Source organism: Paraflavitalea sp. (genome assembly GCF_059502485.1).
In genome coordinates this window covers 1,921,306-1,940,585 of the sequence record NZ_JCACET010000010.1, presented here as the reverse complement: position 1 = coordinate 1,940,585, position 19,280 = coordinate 1,921,306, and the positions used below count along the sequence as shown (strand labels likewise).

20 protein-coding genes are annotated in these 19,280 nt (G+C 46.6%); 12 read left to right on the top strand and 8 right to left on the bottom strand.

What is annotated here, in order from left to right; translation table 11 throughout:
• Positions 1-26: 26 nt before the first annotated feature.
• The gene (locus AC5JBY_RS24935; protein WP_495907389.1) at positions 27-650 is read left to right on the top strand and encodes a response regulator; all 624 of its coding nucleotides are present in this window, start codon (positions 27-29) and stop codon (positions 648-650) included.
• 61 nt (positions 651-711) lie between these two features.
• On the top strand, positions 712-2,115 hold the full coding sequence (locus AC5JBY_RS24930) for a TlpA family protein disulfide reductase (protein ID WP_495907388.1): 1,404 nt from the start codon (positions 712-714) through the stop codon (positions 2,113-2,115).
• Between the two features lies 1 nt (position 2,116).
• Here AC5JBY_RS24930 and ytxJ read toward each other — a convergent pair whose 3' ends face one another.
• Positions 2,117-2,452, bottom strand: a complete 336-nt coding sequence (ytxJ, locus tag AC5JBY_RS24925) for a bacillithiol system redox-active protein YtxJ (RefSeq protein ID WP_495907387.1) — start codon at positions 2,450-2,452, stop codon at positions 2,117-2,119.
• Positions 2,453-2,471: 19 nt separating this feature from the next.
• Entirely contained in the window at positions 2,472-4,616 is a 2,145-nt protein-coding gene (locus AC5JBY_RS24920; protein WP_495907386.1) for an NHL domain-containing protein, read from the bottom strand.
• A 116-nt stretch (positions 4,617-4,732) separates the two neighbouring features.
• Between AC5JBY_RS24920 and AC5JBY_RS24915 the strand changes: the two genes are divergently transcribed.
• Complete coding sequence (locus tag AC5JBY_RS24915; RefSeq protein ID WP_495907385.1) at positions 4,733-5,353, top strand: GNAT family N-acetyltransferase; 621 nt, start codon at positions 4,733-4,735, stop codon at positions 5,351-5,353.
• A 108-nt stretch (positions 5,354-5,461) separates the two neighbouring features.
• Here the strand turns inward: AC5JBY_RS24915 and AC5JBY_RS24910 are convergent, their stop codons facing one another.
• The 3 genes from AC5JBY_RS24910 to AC5JBY_RS24900 all read right to left on the bottom strand — a co-directional run bounded on the left by AC5JBY_RS24910 (position 5,462) and on the right by AC5JBY_RS24900 (position 7,998).
• A complete protein-coding gene (locus AC5JBY_RS24910) occupies positions 5,462-6,481 on the bottom strand; it encodes an alpha/beta fold hydrolase (RefSeq protein WP_495907384.1) in 1,020 nt (339 codons plus the stop codon).
• Between the two features lie 36 nt (positions 6,482-6,517).
• The gene (locus tag AC5JBY_RS24905) at positions 6,518-6,913 is read right to left on the bottom strand and encodes a DoxX family protein (RefSeq protein ID WP_495907383.1); all 396 of its coding nucleotides are present in this window, start codon (positions 6,911-6,913) and stop codon (positions 6,518-6,520) included.
• Between the two features lie 194 nt (positions 6,914-7,107).
• Positions 7,108-7,998 carry a DMT family transporter gene (locus tag AC5JBY_RS24900; protein WP_495907382.1) on the bottom strand — a complete coding sequence of 297 codons (891 nt, stop codon included), beginning with the start codon at positions 7,996-7,998 and terminating at the stop codon, positions 7,108-7,110.
• A 120-nt stretch (positions 7,999-8,118) separates the two neighbouring features.
• On the opposite strand from AC5JBY_RS24900, the gene AC5JBY_RS24895 reads away from it, so the two are divergent.
• The 4 genes from AC5JBY_RS24895 (at position 8,119) to AC5JBY_RS24880 (ending at position 12,661) form a co-directional block, all read left to right on the top strand.
• Positions 8,119-8,895: an SDR family NAD(P)-dependent oxidoreductase gene (locus AC5JBY_RS24895; RefSeq protein ID WP_495907381.1), complete on the top strand. Its 777-nt coding sequence runs from the start codon at positions 8,119-8,121 to the stop codon at positions 8,893-8,895.
• Positions 8,896-8,924: 29 nt separating this feature from the next.
• Positions 8,925-9,821, top strand: coding sequence for a helix-turn-helix domain-containing protein (locus AC5JBY_RS24890; RefSeq protein ID WP_495907380.1), 897 nt, complete (start codon positions 8,925-8,927; stop codon positions 9,819-9,821).
• A gap of 372 nt (positions 9,822-10,193) precedes the next feature.
• Positions 10,194-11,330: an erythromycin esterase family protein gene (locus AC5JBY_RS24885; protein ID WP_495907379.1), complete on the top strand. Its 1,137-nt coding sequence runs from the start codon at positions 10,194-10,196 to the stop codon at positions 11,328-11,330.
• A gap of 146 nt (positions 11,331-11,476) precedes the next feature.
• On the top strand, positions 11,477-12,661 hold the full coding sequence (locus tag AC5JBY_RS24880) for an IPT/TIG domain-containing protein (RefSeq protein ID WP_495907378.1): 1,185 nt from the start codon (positions 11,477-11,479) through the stop codon (positions 12,659-12,661).
• Positions 12,662-12,742: 81 nt separating this feature from the next.
• Here the strand turns inward: AC5JBY_RS24880 and AC5JBY_RS24875 are convergent, their stop codons facing one another.
• Entirely contained in the window at positions 12,743-13,993 is a 1,251-nt protein-coding gene (locus AC5JBY_RS24875) for a sensor histidine kinase (protein ID WP_495907377.1), read from the bottom strand.
• 470 nt (positions 13,994-14,463) lie between these two features.
• Between AC5JBY_RS24875 and AC5JBY_RS24870 the strand changes: the two genes are divergently transcribed.
• The 5 genes from AC5JBY_RS24870 (at position 14,464) to AC5JBY_RS24850 (ending at position 17,238) form a co-directional block, all read left to right on the top strand.
• A complete protein-coding gene (locus AC5JBY_RS24870; protein WP_495907376.1) occupies positions 14,464-14,904 on the top strand; it encodes a response regulator in 441 nt (146 codons plus the stop codon).
• 122 nt (positions 14,905-15,026) lie between these two features.
• A complete protein-coding gene (locus AC5JBY_RS24865; RefSeq protein WP_495907375.1) occupies positions 15,027-15,407 on the top strand; it encodes a VOC family protein in 381 nt (126 codons plus the stop codon).
• Positions 15,408-15,548: 141 nt separating this feature from the next.
• Positions 15,549-15,902: an ArsR/SmtB family transcription factor gene (locus tag AC5JBY_RS24860; protein WP_495907374.1), complete on the top strand. Its 354-nt coding sequence runs from the start codon at positions 15,549-15,551 to the stop codon at positions 15,900-15,902.
• Positions 15,903-15,960: 58 nt separating this feature from the next.
• On the top strand, positions 15,961-16,806 hold the full coding sequence (locus AC5JBY_RS24855; RefSeq protein ID WP_495907373.1) for an arsenite methyltransferase: 846 nt from the start codon (positions 15,961-15,963) through the stop codon (positions 16,804-16,806).
• 18 nt (positions 16,807-16,824) lie between these two features.
• Positions 16,825-17,238 (top strand): arsenate reductase ArsC, encoded by a 414-nt coding sequence (locus AC5JBY_RS24850; RefSeq protein ID WP_495907372.1) that lies wholly within the window; start codon positions 16,825-16,827, stop codon positions 17,236-17,238.
• Positions 17,239-17,568: 330 nt separating this feature from the next.
• Here AC5JBY_RS24850 and AC5JBY_RS24845 read toward each other — a convergent pair whose 3' ends face one another.
• Complete coding sequence (locus AC5JBY_RS24845; RefSeq protein ID WP_495907371.1) at positions 17,569-18,168, bottom strand: FMN-dependent NADH-azoreductase; 600 nt, start codon at positions 18,166-18,168, stop codon at positions 17,569-17,571.
• Between the two features lie 233 nt (positions 18,169-18,401).
• Positions 18,402-19,172, bottom strand: a complete 771-nt coding sequence (gene xth / locus AC5JBY_RS24840) for an exodeoxyribonuclease III (protein WP_495907370.1) — start codon at positions 19,170-19,172, stop codon at positions 18,402-18,404.
• Positions 19,173-19,280 lie beyond the last annotated feature (108 nt).

The window sequence follows — 19,280 nt, the reverse complement described above, 5'->3', positions numbered from 1 at the left end:
AGTAACAGTATCTTTAAAATACTACAATGATCAACCTGGCAATAATAGAAGATGATGAATTGGTGCGCCGCCACCTCGCCGCATTCTTTGCCGGTTGCGAAGACATACAATGCAATATTGTCGCCGCCTCCGTAGAAGACTTCTTCAACCAGGCACAACAGGTAGAACAGTTGGACATAGTGCTCACCGACATTGGCCTGCCCGGCCAGTCAGGTATCGAAGGCATACCAGGCATCAAACGCAAATACCCGGATGCATCGGTCGTCATACTTTCCGTATACATGGACAACGAACGCATCTTCAAAGCCCTCTGCGCCGGTGCAGTTGGTTACCTCCAAAAAGATACGGCCCTCGAAGAAATACTGAACTGTATTCAGATCATCCACAAAGGCGGCTCGGTCATGTCGCCCATCATTGCCCGTAAGGTGGTTGATTACTTTGCACCCAAAAGAACTTATAACGAACCCCTCACCGCCAAAGAACAGCAGGTCATCACCGCCATGGTCGATGGGCTCAGCTATAAAATGATTGCCGTTCGCCTCGGCATCACCCTCGAAACTGTCCGTCAGCACATCAAAAACATCTACCGCAAACTACAGGTCAACAGCAAAAGCGAAGTGATAGTCAAGTCTTTGAAAGGCGAAATATAGCCAGGAAATAATATTTATTGATAGCCGTTATGGAAATTAGCCATTCCTGTATCTTACGCGCATGAAATGGTCATTCCTCCTGCTGCTTGCTGCTCTCCGCGTTTCTGCGCAAACGCCTGAACCACCCAAAACAGTAATAGCTGTCCGGTTCAACGGAATCAGCGAAATAATATTCAACGCGATCGACGAAGACCAGGCTTATACCCCTGTTTCTTTCCGCAGCCCCGCCCGCACGGACACCACTGTTAAAAAGCGATTTGCCATAAAAAAGCCCTGGCATATACATTACGCCAATGCCCATTTCAACGACGATACAAAAACATTCACCACCACGGTAGGTAGCCTCCTCGTCCTGCCCGGCGATAGCGTGGTACTCGATCAGAATGGCCGGCATTTTGTATATGGCAGTCACAACCTCGGCTACCTCGATTCTGTCCTGGACCTGACCAATCTGTACTTTCCGGGTTTCCCAGCCATCAACAAAGAACTACAAACCAAAGGGCTGGCAGGAATGATAAAGGAGATACAACAACGGTACGAAGACAATGGACGAAAGATCGTTAAGTTGCAGAAAAATAAACAGTTGACGGAAGCCTTGCACAACTTCAATTACCTCATGAAAGCAAGAGGTGTAATGGATATACCCAAAGAACAGGCAGCTATCCCTGCCGGTAAAAAAATACTTGATAGCTGCTATACGGAGTTTGAGAATAATCTTGCAAAATTTGCAGCCCTGCAATCTTCATTTACCTACCCTTGCGTGTATGATATCATTACCTATCGTACATACGGAGCAGAAAAGCCCGCTAAGAACATTTGGGATTATTGTCTCAAAGCAGATCAGAAAATAGCACAGACAGAGTTATACCGTTCCTATCTGCTCAACAGGTTACATGCCAGTTACAAGGGAGATCTCGATCAGTTGAAGGGCTATATAACACAAATAAAAAAGACCGGCATCGAAGACCCTCGGTATGACTCCTTGTTAAAATCAAAAATAGCGTTGCGCGAAAACAAAGTACTGCAGGCTGTGGCCGATATGAAAGATGTTAAAGGAACAACCATTAACTATTTCGATTTTATAAAGTCACAGAAAGGCAGTTACCTTTTTGTCGACTTTTGGGCAAGCTGGTGCGGCCCTTGCCGTTTGCAAATGCCATATTTGAAAAAGCTCTTGCCCGATTTCGCTGGCAAGAATATCAAATTTATATCCGTCAGCATCGATGAGAACGATAAAGTAGATGACTGGGTTGCAGCCAGTAAAGACGAAGGTGTATACAACAATCCCTACAATTTCCGCCTTGAACAAGGCCCCGGCAATAAGCTGTTGAAAATACTGGAAATAAGTTCCGTACCGAGATATCTATTGTATGATCCCGCCGGAAAATTGATCTCCACCCAGTTCATAACACCCAATAAAAAAGAATTTAAAGAGCAGTTATTGAAGGAGATCAAAACAGAATAACCTACAAATGCTGCGCAATCACCGCAGGGTTGATCGCATGATGCGAAGTAGTATACACAGCCTTTTTATCCTTCACCACAATGATCTGCGGCGACTGATGCGTCACATGCAGCTCCTGCGCGATCAGGTTCGAAATAGGCCGGTAAGTCAGTAGGTCGAGATAATGAAAATCAGCTTTCCCTTGAAGCAAAGAGTAACCCTCTTGCAACCTGTGCTTGGCATGCGCACTGATGCCACAGGTAAGGCTGTCTTTAAATATGATCTGAGTCTTTTCAGTAGAGTCTTCCAGGAGCGAGAAAAAGTCTTCTTTTCTGGTAACGGTTATCCAATCGGTCATCCTGCAAAAATAAGCAATTCTACCTCACCAGCAGAAAGCTGCCTTTATAAGCTACAGACTTACCCTCTTCAGTTCCTGTGATCATGTACACATAATTGCCCGATGGATAATCGCCTCCGTCCCACCCCTTTGTGATGTCGGTGGTCGAGAATATTTTATTGCCCCAGCGGCCATACACCACAAACTCTTTCAATACGAGCGTTACATCAGGCGGAATACGGAAAACATCGTTTTTGTGATCCCGGTTCGGAGAAAAAGCATTCGGCATAGCCAGTTTCTTGATTACCTTGATCTTGGCCTCAGCCATAACAGAGCAGCCATCAATGGTAGTCAGCGTAATACCGAAATCGGAAGAAGAGAACAGCGGCTTGGTGCTTACAGCCAATGCACTATTACCGTTGAGTAAAGAAGCAGGTGTCCAGGATATATTGGTATAGTTGCCTGTAACCTGCGCCGCCAGTCCAACGATCGTACCGGGCGATACCGCCGTATCGGTAGCACGTATACTCACCCGTGGAACCGGGAAAGGTTGTATCTCCAGCGTGTCCGAGCGGAACGGGCCGGGATTGCAGGTTTGATTAGTGGTCACGGCACAGTAGATACGATCGGTCGTTGAACCAATCCTGTATTGATAAATGGTTGTATGATTATCTACAGGCTCACCATTCCGGAACCAGCTGTATTGCATGGCGCCTGTGTAGACAGATTGAGCGGTGATTTCAATCGGTTCCCCCGGGCAGGCCCTGAGCGGTTCAGCAGACAGCGTGATCACCGGAACTTGGCTGTTTGAAAGTGCCACAGTGATAGTATTGCTGGTAGCAGTGGTACTGTTGCCGGCACAGGTCTGCGAAGTGTAAGTACACATGACGATATCACCGTTGCGCAACGAGCTCGATGAAAAGCTACTGGCATGAACAGACTGCTCTACACCGTTCACATACCAGCGATAGACCTCATTTGTGCCGGCACTGGTAACCTGGGCCGTAAAAACGATGTTAGTCCCCACGCAGGGATTAGCAGTAGGCGTCGAGATGGTGACCTTCGGAGCAGAAGGAGGAGCAGGCGGAGCCCCTGTTGAGAGCTTTCTGACGCGATGATTAAAGTTGTCTGCAAAATAGATGTTACCATTCGCATCGATGGTTATTTGCATGGGGTTATATCCACTGGCGCTCAGTGCAGGACCGCCATCACCGGAAAACCCACTCATGCCATTCAGCCCGATCGTATTGATGATGCCGGTTGCCGCATCGATTCGCCGGATCCTCGCCTGATCATATTCGACAAGAATGATATTCCCGTTCTTGTCGATCGTGAGAGAAGACGGATCAAAAAGATTGGCATTCACAGCAGGACCGCCATCACCACTATACCCATACACATTACTCCCGGCAATGGTGGAAATAATACCGGTAACGGCATCTACTTTTCTTATCCTTGAAGTAACGCCACCCCACACTTCAATGAAATAAACATTCCGGGCCTGGTCCACGGCCACTGCCGCCGGGTAGGCAACACGGGCGCTGGTAGCCGGTCCGCCATCACCACTATGTCCCGCAGTTCCATTGCCGGCAATAGTTTTGATAATGCCGGTAGCAGCATCTACTTTTCTCACCACCGAGTTGTAATGGTCAGCGATATAAATATTCCCGTCGTCATCAAGCGTCAATCCCCAGGGAGTATATAAATTGGCACTGGTAGCCGGTCCACCATCACCACTGTAGCCATTGGTACCGTTACCGGCAACGGTGGTGATGATACCCGCTGTATTTATTTTTCGTACGCGCGATCCACTATATTCAGTAAAAAAGATATTATCATTTTTGTCTACACAAATGGCAAAGGGAAACTTCAGCACAGCATCCTTTGCGGGAATATTATCGCCATTATAACCCGAGGCGTCCGAACCCGCTATAGTGGTAATGGTGCCATTGATATCGATCTTCCGGATACGGTTAGAGGAAGCGATATACACATTGCCTTTGCTGTCGACACCCACACCGGAGGGATAGGGGATACCGGCACACACGGCTATGCCTCCATCACCCGTACTGCCATTATACCCACTGCCTGCAATGGTATTGATATAATATTGCGAAAACGAATACCCGCACTTCGTTAACAGGAGGAAGAGAAGACAAAGAAAACGCAGCAGTCTAAGGTTCATACGTCCGGGTATAGATAGTAATAGCGAAATATAAGAAATTATAGGTAGAGTGTAAAATACGGGGACGCTTACACCCCATTTTCCCGGATTAAATAACTTTTTAGTAAAGTTGCAAAGTGGAATTCATACAAATAACAGATATTGAACAGGCACCATTCAAAGCCGCCCTGGATATTTATGAATGTGCCTTCCCAGCCAACGAGCGCCACCCGCTGGAGGTGATTACTGCGCGCGTGGCAGCAGGTCATAACCAGCTCTACGTAGCACACAACGAAAACGAAGTAGTTTTCATGGCCTTGTTATGGCCGTTACAGAATACCCGTTTTATCCTGCTCGATTACATGGCCACCAGTGCTGCCAGCAGAGGGCAGAACATCGGCTCCCGCTTTTTACAACACCTGCAGGCCATGGCCCGGAAGCAGGGAAAATACTATATCATAGAAGCAGAACATCCCGGTTACGGAGACAACAAAGAAGAGAGACAAAGACGTATTATCTTTTACAAAAAGAATGGCGCCAAAGAATTAAAGAACGTTAGATATATACTGCCTGCTTTGCAGGGAGACGCTACAACAGAAATGATCCTGATGATCCTGCCCGCTTACCCCGGCGGAAAAATAGACGCTATAACAGTAAACAACCTTATCCGGCAGATATACAAAGAACTCTACAACCGCGATGCTACAGACGTAGCAACACAAAACCTCAACCCCAACGAACAAATTGAACTGATCTGATGCCTCAATGCCTTTGCCTCATTACCTTCCCTTCAAAAGCAAAAGCCTCTTACAACAAGAGGCTCGCAGCTCACAACTTGTCCCGCCAATGCGGGAGTTCGAAGCTTGCTATTTCGCAAACCCAGCAGCTTCAACAATCGCCTCCGCAAATGCCTTCGGCGCTTCCTGCGGAAGATTATGACCAATGCCACCGGTAAGCGTATGATGCACATACTTGCCCTTGAACCTGGCGGCATAATCAGCAGGTGCAGGGTGCGGCGCACCATTGGCATCGCCCTCCAGCGTTACAGCGGGCACTGTAATAACCGGACCGGTAGCTAACTTCTTTTCAAGCTCATCATATTTGGCTTCACCGGTAGAAAGCCCCAGGCGCCAGCGGTAATTATCGATAGTGATGGCCACATGATCAGGGTTGTCGAAAGCTGCGGCAGATTGTGCAAACACAGCATCCGTAAACTTCCATTCAGGAGAAGCCGTTTGCCAGATGAGTTTCGCAAAGTCACGGCGGTTAGCTTCATAACCCGCTGCACCCCGTTCGGTAGCAAAGTAAAACTGGTACCACCAGGACAACTCCGCTTTGGGAGGCAGCGGCTTTTTGTTCGCTTGCTGACTTCCGATCAGGTAGCCGCTCACACTTACCAGTGCAACAACACGCTCTGGCCACAGTGCAGCAACAATATCAGCAGTACGCGCACCCCAGTCGAAGCCGCCAATAATAGCCTTCTCGATCTTCAAAGCATTCATGAAATCGATCACGTCCACCGCAAGCGCCGATTGTTGACCGTTGCGTGGCGTGGCAGCTTCAAGGAAGCGCGTCGTACCATAACCGCGCAGATAAGGAGCCAGCACCCGGTAGCCCTTCGCCGCAAGTAACAATGAAGATTCTTTATAGCTATTGATATCATACGGCCAGCCATGCAGCAGGATAACAGGCTTGCCATTGGCCGGACCAACCTCGGCATACCCAATGTCGAGTACACCCGCTTTTACTTGTTTAATTTGATCGAAAGAAGAAGACATGTTAGTAGATTGAGCATTTACAGAATACACATTACCAAGTAACGCCGCAGCAAGTATGAAAAGGGTGAATAAAAGACGACGACTGATGATAGCAATATTGAGCGACATAATATTTTAGTTAAGTAGTTGGAGGATGATTGTTTCTTACGCGGTAGCCAAAGCATGAGTAGGGGCCGTATAGAGCTTCCTGAACATGACATACGTTACAGATACCATGATAAAAGCAACGATGGCGTCGGTGGTGGCTGCAAAGCCAAGCACACTCAGTTTGGAGAAGAAGGCGAAAATGATATCGAAAAATACACCGGCGAAAACCCATTCCTTCAACCTCAGCAACCTGTTAGGCGTCAGCAGCACGGCTACGCCGGCCAGCTTTGCAACCCCAAGGATATAAATGAAGTGAGCAGGATAGCCCAGTTGTAAAGTGATGTCCCATACCAGCGCATTTTTGGTCAGTTCACAAACACCGCTGGTTCCGAACCATAAAGAAGTTAAAACAATGCCTGCCCAGTAGATGATCTTTGCTGTTCTTAAGTTCATGATTGTGTTTTTTGAGTGATTTGATACAGCAAAGATGGCGGCTGCTAGGCCGCCCCGTAAACACAATCCCGTGAATTGGACGAATTAACACCCCGGTTAGACAATCGGGCCAGTGAGTACAAAGCTAAAGCCTTCCAATCGGGCAGATGTATATCTATTAGGGAATTACTTGTACATTTCACCTTTTCAACCTATCAACTTTTCAACCTGTCAACCTCTCTCTCCATACTCAACCATATCCCCCCAATCACCAGCACAGCGCCGGCAATTTGCCAGTTCGTAATATGGTCCTTCAGGAAGATCACCGCAATAGTAGCCCCGATCACAGGATCGAGATTGAGGAAGTTCCCAACCTGTGTGGCAGATAATTTTTTCAAAGCGATATTATACAGGATATAACTCAGCGCCGAAGAAAAAGCACCGAGATAAATAATAGCAGCCCATGCCTTGCCGGGAATAGTGGGAAAAGGCTGTCCCCACAATTCAACAATAGGAAGGGGTAGTAGAAAAATAGTTCCGGCGATAGTACTGAGTGCAGGCACTACCAACGGGTCGGCATGATGAACACTTTTGGCAAGCACTGTATAACCCGCCCACGCAAAAACAGATAAGACCATGAGGAAGTTACCTAAAATAGGATTACCAGAGTTGGAAGGCGTATGGATAAAGCCGATCAGGAACACACCAGCTACCGATAAGATGATGCCTGCAATCATTCGCTTGCTTAGCTTCTCTTTAAGGAAAAATACAGCTGGCAGCGCAACAGCCACAGGCATGATCCCCTGGATCAGCGCCCCTGCCGCAGCAGATGTATAGACCAATGCCCAGTTGAAGAAAGTATAAAATAACGTGACACCGGTAAGCCCCAACAAGATGATTTTGGAGAAAGGTACACCCGCCTGCGGTCGCTTTTTTCTGCGCAACAAATACATCGGCAATAAGATGAGAGAAGCCACAAGATTACGGAGGAAAGCCAGCAGGAAAGGAGGAACCACATCTACGGCCACCTTGGTGATCGAAAAAGCACTGCCCCAGATCAACAATACAATGCCAATACAAACCAAGCCAGTCGTTTTGTTACTCATGCCCATGCCTTGAAAATAGGCCCTTTTTTCCATTATCAGAGAAATGTATAATTCTTGTCGTGAAAGGTATAAATGCGACCGCTCTGTCCGGTAGTAGCTTTGAGTTATAAAATAAATGATATGAATACACAAGCACAACAAACAAAGATCGCACTGGTAACCGGCGGCAGCCGCGGACTCGGAAAAGATATGGTGATAAGGCTTGCACAAAAAGGCAGCGACATCATCTTCACCTATAAGACCAGCGAAGAAGAAGCCAAAAATGTAGTAGCAGCAATCGAAGCTCTTGGTCAAAAAGCAGCAGCCCTGAAACTGGACACAGGCAATGTATCATCTTTCCCTGCATTTGTAACTGAATTAAGCAACGTGTTGAAAAGTCATTTCAATGCAGACAAGTTCGATTACCTGGTCAATAATGCCGGCTTCAACTATGTGATCCCATCCTTCGAAGCAACCACCGAAGAAATGTTCGACGACCTGATGAATGTACACTACAAAGGCGTATTCTTCCTTACCCAAAAGCTATTACGCCTCATCAATAATGGCGGCTCCATCGTCAACCTTTCTACAGGGCTCACGCGTTTTGTACACGCAGGCAGCGGCACCTATGCCAGCATGAAAGCAGCTGTACAAACCCTCACCCGCTACCTCGCTCAGGAATTAGGCAGCCGTGGCATCAGAGCCAACGTAGTAGCACCCGGTGCTATCGCTACCGACTTCAGTGGCGGACGTTTGAAAGCAAGCCCCCAAATACAGGAACACATCAAATCTGTAACAGCCCTCGCAAGAGTAGGACAGCCGGATGACATCGGTGGAGTAGTGGCCTTCCTTTGTTCTGATGATGCCCAATGGGTAACAGCCCAGGTAATAGAAGCATCCGGAGGAATGTACCTGTAAACATGTTAACTTAACAGTAAAATGCACCCATGGAATACATGGATATAAAGTCGATTACCGCATTACATGAATTCTTCCGGTACGAGAAACCAAAGCACCCGCTGATATCGGTGGTCGATCTGGCGAAGGTCGATCGCTCTCACCGGAAAGCGGGTGTTCAATATAGATTGGATATGTATACGGCGTCGTGCAAAATACTCAAAGGTATTTTCGGGTATGGACGAACTACCTACGACTTTTCCGAAGGCTCATTGATGTTGACTGCGCCCCACCAGGTATTAGTCCCCGACATAAACAGCCAGATCATTGAAGGGTGGGGGCTTTACATCCATCCTGATTTTCTCAACGCAAGTACTAAGGGACGCAAATTGAAGGAGTTCTCCTTTTTTGGATATGATAACAACGAAGCACTGCACATTTCAGACGATGAGAAAAATACCCTCGAAGACTGCTTGCGCAATATCCAGCGCGAGATCGGCAACAATATCGACACCCATTCCTACAACCTGATCCTTAGTAACCTCGAACTATTCTTTGCCTATTGTGAGCGCTTCTATGGCCGGCAGTTCCTTACAAGAGTAAAAGCCAGCAACGATATTGTGCAGGAGTTTGACAAACTGCTAAGCGATTATTTCAACCAGGAAACTCTGATCGAAGCACGCCTTCCCGACGTAAAATACTTTGCTTCCCGGCTCAACCTGTCAGGCAATTACCTGTCTGATCTCCTCAACAAATATACCGGTAAAACCACCCAGGAGCACATCCATCTAAAGCTGGTCGACAAAGCCAAGGCCATGCTATGGAGCACTGAAAAATCAATCAGCGAGATCGCTTACGATCTCGGCTTCGAGCACCCTTCCCACTTCACCAAACTATTTAAGAACCGCACCGGCGTCTCTCCCAAAGAATACCGCAACCAACATTGAGTATTGGGAATTGAACATGGAGCATTTCAAAAAAAGCATGTCGTTACACCTGAGAGATCGGGTGCTTGTAACAAGTAAAGGATGTTATACTTAATGTGTCTTGCTGTTCGTAATCAGTAATGCATGTTGTGCAATGGAGAGGCGTTGGCCTGTCAGGCCGCGCGGAGCGATCGGGCCTGACTTGATTTTTCTTTGGTTACTTTCTTTGCATCAAGGCAAAGAAAGTGACTACATCGCAGGGCGATGAAAAAGGCCAAAGCCATTGCCAAAAAAGAAGTGATAAAAGTCCAGCGTGCCACGCAAAAAAGTAAGCTTGTATCCCAACCATTTTTTCCCGAGCAACGTATTAACTTGCTAACCCATCAACCCATTATGCGCTTAACCCTCATATTAATCACATTCATAATCCACTTTACAGCAACCGCACAAGATAATCTCTCCACCACCATACAACAACACGCCAAAGAAATAAACACAACAGCCCCCGACTTCAAAGGTTTCTCCTTCCTCGATACCATGCTGCAAAACAAACGCATTGTCCTGCTCGGCGAAAGCAGCCACGGCACCGAAGAATACAGCCAAACAAAGCTACAGCTCATACAATACCTGCATGAAAAACTCGGCTTCAAAGTCCTTCTGTTCGAAAGCCCTATGACAAATACAGCTTATGGGAACCTCGCAACCAATACGCCAGCCAATGAAGTTGTCCGCAACAGCCTCCAATCCTTCTGGAACACCGCCACGGTAGCCCGCTTATTCGATTATAGTAGAAAGAACAACATGCAGCTGGGTGGTTTCGATCCACAATATGTGAGATCGCCGTATCCGGCTTTACTTTATACCCAGGCATTCAGCGACCAGCCTGCCATTAAAAATACCCTGCTGAAACTTGACAGTCGCATAGCTGAAAACCTTACACAACCCCGCCTGTTCCTTTCACTGAAAGATAGCCTCTCTACAGCCTTTGCAACATTGAACAACCAACTGGCAACCTTACAGCTATCCCCATTGCAGCAGTGGATAAAACAAATGGTAACTACCAACATCAGCTATTACGCACGTATCGAAGAAGGCGACCAGCGCGATTCATGCATGGCAAAAAATATTATCTGGCTGGCAGAAAACCTGTATGCCAACGAAAAAATAATCATCTGGGCACACAATACTCATATCGATAAAAAACCTAATCATAAGAAGATGATGGGTAAACTCCTCGCCGCACATTTTAAAGACCAGCTATACGCAGTAGGATTATATATGATCAATGGAACAACCGCTTTAAACAACGGCAAGCCAATAATAGTAAAAGAACCAGGCAAAGGGTCACTGGAAGCGGCGTTGGCGGCAATAGGATTTAAATCCACCTTCATCGAAACAAAACACGCAGTCTTCGATCGCCGCATACCCACTCTCCACATGGGCAAAGACAAACAAGTCCTCAACCCTCAAAAAAGCTTCGACGCCATCATCCTCATCAACGGCGTCCACGCCGCCATCTTTGAACATTGAGAATTTTAGCCTGTCAACATAACAATAATCCCTAATGCAATTAGAGTTGGATTAAAAACTCAGCCACAGGCAATAAGCCATTCTCCATCACCGTTACTGGGCACATTTACTGTCCAAATCCCTATTATTTCATTCAATACCCCTGTATGAACCGCAAACCCTTATTGATTTTTCTCGTATCCCTTTCCCTGTTTGCAGCCTGTAAAAAAGATGAAGCCGGCACACCGCCGCCACCACCCACCACTGAGCCCCTTGCTATAGCAGCAGCCAAACCTGGTGACACATTATTCATCAAAGGAGAAAACTTTAGCGACGTAATAGCCAACAACACAGTAAAGATTAACGGCGTTACAGCAACAGTAGTAGTAGCGAGTAATACCGAATTAAAAGTATTGATACCGGCCAATGCCACTTCAGGACCAATTACCGTTACAGTCAACAACCAAACCATAGAAGTAGGTTCCATTATCATTGCTCCATTCAGATTGTATGCAGTAAAAAATAACTATCAGAATATAGACGCCATACGACAGGTAATAAGCATCGATCCCGCCAATGGCAGTGAAACAGTGATTGCCACACTGGATGATCCGCAGGATTATAAAATGGAGGATATGGTCTACGTCTCGGCCACCAATGAGCTGATAGGCGTGAACCTGAAGCGAGGGCTATTGAAGATCGATGTAGCTACCAAACAAAAGATACGCATCTCGTTAACGGTCAGTGAGAACATCGACTTTGGAGAACTGGTAGTAGATAGATATGGCAACCTCTATGCCGTGAAGCGCGATTTTACCGACCTCAATCATTACAAACATGCACTGGTAAAGATCGATCCCAAAACCGGAACTTATATTGCCATCAAAACATTTGAATACAATCCCTATTGGGAAAGCCTGGTATACCTCGCAGCTACTAATGAAGTGGTAGGATTAGGCAATAGCTCACAGGCATTATTTAAGCTAAATCTCACGACCAAAGACACGGCTACTGTTAAGTTGCAGGGAGCCCTCGATATCGAATACAGAGAACTGGTAATAGACAACCAGTCGAATCTGTATAGCTACAAAGGCAACTATTCCGATCCCAATAACTACATCGGGCAGATCGTAAAGCTGAATCCTGCTACTGGTCAGGAGACACTCGTAAGTACATTGACCGAATACGGAAAGCTCCATGATAACCTGATATTTGTACCCCAGCGCAATGAGCTGACAGGCATCTGGGATCAAACCGGTCTGTACCGCTTGAACCTCGGTACAAAAATAAGCTCCATCTTGCCGCTCACCACGCAGCAAAGCATCACCTACAACGAAATAACAAGCAACTGATAAATATCGACGCAAACGGAATTGCCCGGCTCTAAAGAGCCGGGTTTCTTTATGCACTAACATCTCTGGGCTTTAGCCCAATTATTTTTCTAAAGGAAACACCAGCGAGAAAGTAGAGCCCTGTCCGGGTTCCGAATCCACAAGGATCGTTCCCCCATGTTGCCGCATAATACGTTTGGCCTGCGATAAACCTACACCCAGGCCGGGGTAGTCATCCTTGGGGTGCAGACGCACAAACAGATCGAAGATCTTTTCCTGGTGCGCAGCAGCAATGCCCAGCCCATTATCTTCAAAACAGATGGCGCAATAACTGCCATTATTAAGCGTAACAGGCAGTCGGGTAATCTCATCGACTGTCAGCTCCTTGGAATAGACCCGCACTACAGGAGATACACCGGGACGGCTAAACCGGAGTGCATTATTCAATAAGTTATAAAATACACGGGTGATCTGGCCACGTACGCCCCGCACCTGGTGCAAAGGCTCTACAAGGACCTCCGCATGCTTCTCCTGCAGCAGCAAACGCAATTTGCTCGCTGCCTCCGCCATGATCCAGTTTGTATCTACAATTTCAAAAGCCACAGCAGCATGCAGCTCCGTTGAAAAATCAGTCAATCCGTAGATCATATTACTGAAATCGGTAGCAAGCCCATTGATCTTTTGGGCAATCTGCCGCACCTTGTCATCATTAGGAAGCGTAGCCTCGTGTGCCAGCAGATCAGAAAACACACGCAGCTTGCGTAGCGGCTCCTGTAAGGTGTGCTGACTGATATAAGAAAATTGCCGGATATCATCCAGCGATGAGCTAAGTTGTAATTGCGTCTTGGTCAGCAGGTCTTTTTGCTGCAGTGTCGCTTCCCTCGACTGAAGATGATAAGCGATGAGATCCGCAAAAAGCTTGAATAGGGTGACCATCTTCGACGCCTTCAACGAAAGCGGCTTGGGATCGATGGCGCACAACGTGCCGAAGAACTGACCGTTCTTTAAGAAAATGGGAATGGAAATATAACTCTGAAACCCATATAGCTTAGGCGTAGGGTGATTACAATAAGCTTCATCCGAGCGTACCTCGTCGATCACTACGGGTTGCCCATGTCCGCGGATCTCGTTGCAGATAGTTGTCTCGATCGCCAGTTCGCCACCTGGCGCCAGCCCAAAGTTGAGCTCGTCATGCACTGCGCAGGCAATCCATCGTTGCTCGGTCACGCGGGCAACTGCCGAAAAACCCATACCCGTGGTACGGCAGATTAATTCAAGGATCGAAGGCACAATATCCAGCTGTTGAATATTCTCTACATCCGCAGCAAAAGCAGGCTCCAACTGATGATTCATCGATTGTTACAGAGTGGTGTTTTCCCTTACGAACAAATGTATGCTAATAACACATTTCCGGAACAAACAAATGAAACTAAACTTCTTTACTGTTTGGTGTAGATATTCTGCCTCACTTGAATCGTACTATCCACCCGGATATCATCCTTCTTACAGTGTTTTGCTTATTATTTGCCATAACAATTAGTTAAAGCAGATAAATAGAACATGCATGATTTTCGGCATTATTTTTTAAAGTATCATAGTATGGGCCAGCAAACAGATAAAAGATCAATTGCATACAGGAGTTTTTGCTTCTGTGCAGGTATCATTTCTGTTTCGACAGATTACTGCATCAACCTTTTTGCAATATTCCCGTTATTGATTTGTCTGCAGGGATGGCTGAAACAAAAGACCATACATACATTGAACTGGCATGGTATTTTGAAATAGATTAAAAAGCAAACAAATCAACCGCAATTACTTTTCACATGAATACACTACAGCATGTATTACTGGCAGACGATGATGCCGATGACCGAATGCTATTCCGCGATATTGTTAAAGACCTGGGGCTCAAATTGACCCTGCACACCGTAAATGATGGGGTCGAATTAATGGACTTTCTGAAGGCGGCAAAGCAATTGCCCGATGCATTGTTCCTCGATATCAATATGCCCAAAAAAGATGGCCTCACCTGCCTTCGGGAAATAAAGGCCAGCGAGCAATTACAATCCCTGCCGGTGATCGTCTTTTCCAATTCAGAAAACATTATCCTCGTCGAAAAAATGCTCAATGAAGGCGCAGCCTACTTTGTGCGCAAGCAACACGGCTACAACAAAATGCTGAAACTGGTCAACAAGTTGTTTGCATTCGATAAAAAGTCGCTCCAGCAAAAAAGACAACTAACCGAGTTTGTAGTAGCCGTTTAAAAATGCCAAAAACGCTGGTTCCGGAACTCCCTTGAATAGAAGATTTGTTAACACATAAGGTTATATCCAAAAATAATTGGATATTGGTCTTATCACTTTCTTAATCCTCTAACACGGTAAACATGAAAAAAGTAACGGGACTCGGCGGCGTATTCTTCAAATGCGACAATCCAAAAGAAATGAACGACTGGTACGCCAAAAACCTGGGTATAGCTACCAGCGAATACGGCGCAACCTTTGAATGGCGGCAGGCCGATGACCCGGAGAAAAAAGGCTCCACAGCTTGGTGCACGTTCCCGTCAACCACCAAATACTTCAATCCTTCCACCAAGCCATTTATGGTCAATTACCGGGTAGAGAACATCGTCGCCCTGGTAGAGGAACTAAAACAGAACAACGTCACTATTGTGGATGAGATTTCAGAATACGACTACGGTAAATTCGTGCACATCCTTGATCCCGAAGGAAACATCATTGAGTTGTGGGAACCCAAAGGCGAGTAAGAAAAGGGCAATGCTCCATAAATAATGTATTGCGAATAAACGCTTTAACGCTCTGCGAGGCTGCAAGCCTCGCAGTTCTATTTCCGGGCCTTTGGCCCGAACTACAAGCCGTCTACAGAAAATAATTTTTGAAGTTTCATAATGTATCGTAATATTGCGATAGATATGGGCCTCACGAAATCGGAAATATTTACAGATAAGCAGAACAAGCTCGCACAAATGATGAAGGCATTGGCGCATCCCGCCCGCATTGCCATCATCCAGCACCTCGTCAAGTCACAGGCGTGCGTTTGTGGTGATCTGGTAGAAGAGCTGGGCCTTGCTCAGGCCACCATCAGCCAGCACCTGAAAGAACTTAAAACGGCCGGACTGATACAAGGAACCATTGAGGGAACAAGTGTTTGCTATTGCATAGATCCTAAAGTTTGGAATCAATACCGCACAGCCTTCGATACCTTTTTTGTATCCTACGTAAACAAAGACAAATGCTGCTGAGCATTTTTTTTGCACTAATTGATCGCAATATTGCGATAATACAATAAATAGTAAAGCCATGCAAACAACAGAACAAATCAAAGAAATGGTAAGGCAGAAATACAGTGACATTGCCTTACAAGACAAAACCGAAAATGCAGCCTCTTGCTGTGGCTCCGGTTGCTGTTCTATTGAAACAGCCAACATTATGACGGATGATTACACCACGTTGGAGGGCTACAATCCCGATGCTGATCTGGGGCTGGGTTGCGGCTTGCCTACCCAGTTTGCTAAGATCAAAAAAGGCGATGTGGTCATTGATCTGGGTTCGGGTGCCGGCAACGACGCCTTTATCGCAAGAGCAGAAACCGGTGAGATGGGAAAAGTAATTGGGATAGACTTCACGCCAGCCATGATCACCAAAGCCCGGGAGAATGCAGAGAAATTAGGCTTCCACAATGTAGAGTTCCGGCAGGGAGATATAGAGAACATGCCGGTATCAGCCAACGTGGCTGATGTTATTGTAAGTAACTGCGTATTGAACCTGGTGCCCAATAAAGACGGCGTAATCAAAGACATCTACCGCGTGCTCAAACCCGGTGCCCATTTCAGTATCTCCGATATTGTGCTGGAAGGCAACCTGCCTGCCACTATCCAAAAGGCCGCTGAAATGTATGCCGGTTGCGTATCCGGCGCCATACAAAAGCAAGTCTACCTCGAACTGATCGAAACAAACGGGTTCACCAACATCACCATTCAGAAAGAAAAAGCGATCAACATCCCCGATGATATTTTATCAGGCTACCTCTCGAAGGAAGAAATAACCCAATTCAGGAATGGCAACACGGGCATCTATAGCATTACCGTCTATGCAGAAAAACCAACCAAAGAAACAAGCTGTTGTGGCACTGATTGCTGCAATTAATAAGAAGTATTAAAATAAATGAAAAAGATATTAGTACTCTGCACAGGAAACAGTTGCCGCAGCCAAATGGCCGAAGGCTATTTAAAACATTTTGCTGAAGGTAATGCAGAAATATACAGTGCGGGAGTCGAAGCTCACGGAGTTAACCCAAAGGCGATAGAGATCATGAAGGAAGATGGCATCGATATATCAGCACATACTTCCAACATCATCAACGAATACCGGGATATTGATTTCGACTTTGTGATTACGGTATGTGATAATGCAAAAGAGCGCTGCCCTTACTTTCCCGCCAGGGCTGAAAAATTTCACCACAATTTCACCGATCCGGCCAAAGCTTCAGGTACAGCTCCGGCCATCATGCAGCAGTTTAGAGAAGTGCGTGATGAGATCAAAGCATATTGTCAGGCATTTATTAATCTTCATACCTGAGCTCAATCTCTATAGCCATGTGTGCTGGCTGTTAGCTGGCGCAAGCATGCGGCGCAGATTCGTGTAGAGCGTGCTTGTGCCCTTTAATAAACAAAGCCCCGTATAGAAATACGGGGCTTAACTAATCAAATTCGTTAACCATTAAACCTTATCCTTTTTATTATAACAGGTAAATCGGCTTTTTGTACCAAAGCTTCTACAACTTTTTTCAAAAAACAGGCAATTGCTTGATCCCCGTCAACCGCCTACAGGGATCTTCCCTTCTCAACTAATTCGACTCAACAGTGTATTCCCTTTTAAACCTATCAACTTGTTAACCCATCAACCAGCTTACACCGCCACACTCTCCAATCCCTTTTCCAGCGAATGCTCCATAATGCCGGGAATACCAGCCCCTTCTACACGGTAAGTAGTAATATCAGTAATTCCCATAAAACCAAGAATGAAACGCAGGTAAGGCTCACCAAAGTCAAAAGGCTTCATTGGCCCGTCTGAATACACACCGCTGGAAGCGATGGCGAGGTACACTTTTTTGTTCTGCAGCAACCCTTCCGGTTTACCGGTGGCATAACTGAACGTTTTGCCGGCGCGCACCACGTGGTCCACCCATGCTTTCAGGGCAGAAGGAATGTTAAAATTATACATAGCGATACTGATCACGATGATATCGGCATCCATCAGTTCACGCACAGCCAGGTCACTGCTATACAGTGTGTCCCGTTGCTTGGGCGTTTGCTCTGTGTCCGGCAGCCGGTAGGCAACAGGATGGATCTCATTCAGATGGATATAATTTCTTTCAACAGTATTGTTGATGCTCAGAGAGCTGTCTGGGTAACGCACCTGCAGCTGATCGATGATACGATTAGCCAGCTTGATGCTGTTTGACTCCTCGCCCCTGGGGCTCGAAGTAACATGCAATATCTTCTTCACTATATTTGAGGTAAAGTAGTTAATAAATAATTTTACAGCGTTGAAACTCCTGCGCAGGAATCGTAATGCAAGCTATACAGAATTATGAATGGATTGTCGCTGCTATACTAAAGGTAATCGGTATACAACGGTATAGTGGTATACTCGATGATAGCGCATGCTGTATTCCTTTTCAACCAATTACCTAAACGGTGTATCCCCTTTTAACTTGTCAACTTATTAACTTATCAACATCACTTCACCTCTATCCACACCGGTGCATGATCGCTCGTCTTCTCCCATCCGCGCACATGCTTGTCCACTCCAGCAGCCTTCAGACGGCCTTCAATTTGTGGGCTCAGTAAAAAGTGGTCGATCCGCAGGCCGGCATCACGGCCATAAGCATTGCGGAAATAATCCCAGAACGTATAGATCTTCTCGTTAGGATACAAAGTGCGTAACGCATCTGTCCAGCCCTGCTTGGCCAGCTTGGCAAAAGCAGCGCGCGTTTCCGGACGGAACAATGCATCATCCACCCAGCGTTCGGGTTTATAGACGTCCAGCTCCGTAGGCATTACGTTGAAATCGCCCGCAAGGATCACGGGTTGCTTTTTAGCCAGTAAAGATTTGGCATGAACGGTCAGTCGCTCAAACCAGCCCAGCTTATAATCGAACTTGGGTCCCGGTGCCGGATTGCCATTGGGTAAATAAAGACAGCCGATCAGGATGCCATCGATCGTTGCCTCGATGTACCGGCTATGTGTATCCTCCTCATCACCCGGCAGGGCGCGGCGTACCTCTTGCGGAGGCTCGTGACGGGAGAGAATGGCTACTCCATTCCAGCTCTTCTGTCCATGCCAGATGGCATGATAACCAGCCTCGCGAATAGCTTCCTCGGGGAATTTCTCCTGCGGCGCCTTCAGTTCCTGCAGGCACACCACATCAGGAGCCGACTCTTCCAGCCAGCGAAGCAATACAGGCAGCCGCCCGTTTACACCATTCACGTTATAAGTAGCAATCTTCATAATAATCACTAATTTAAACCAAAATAACGCAACTGCAGGCCGCCACCCCGAATTGTACAACGGCTACACGCATTTAGCCATCGGAATAAACCAGCCCGCACGATAACT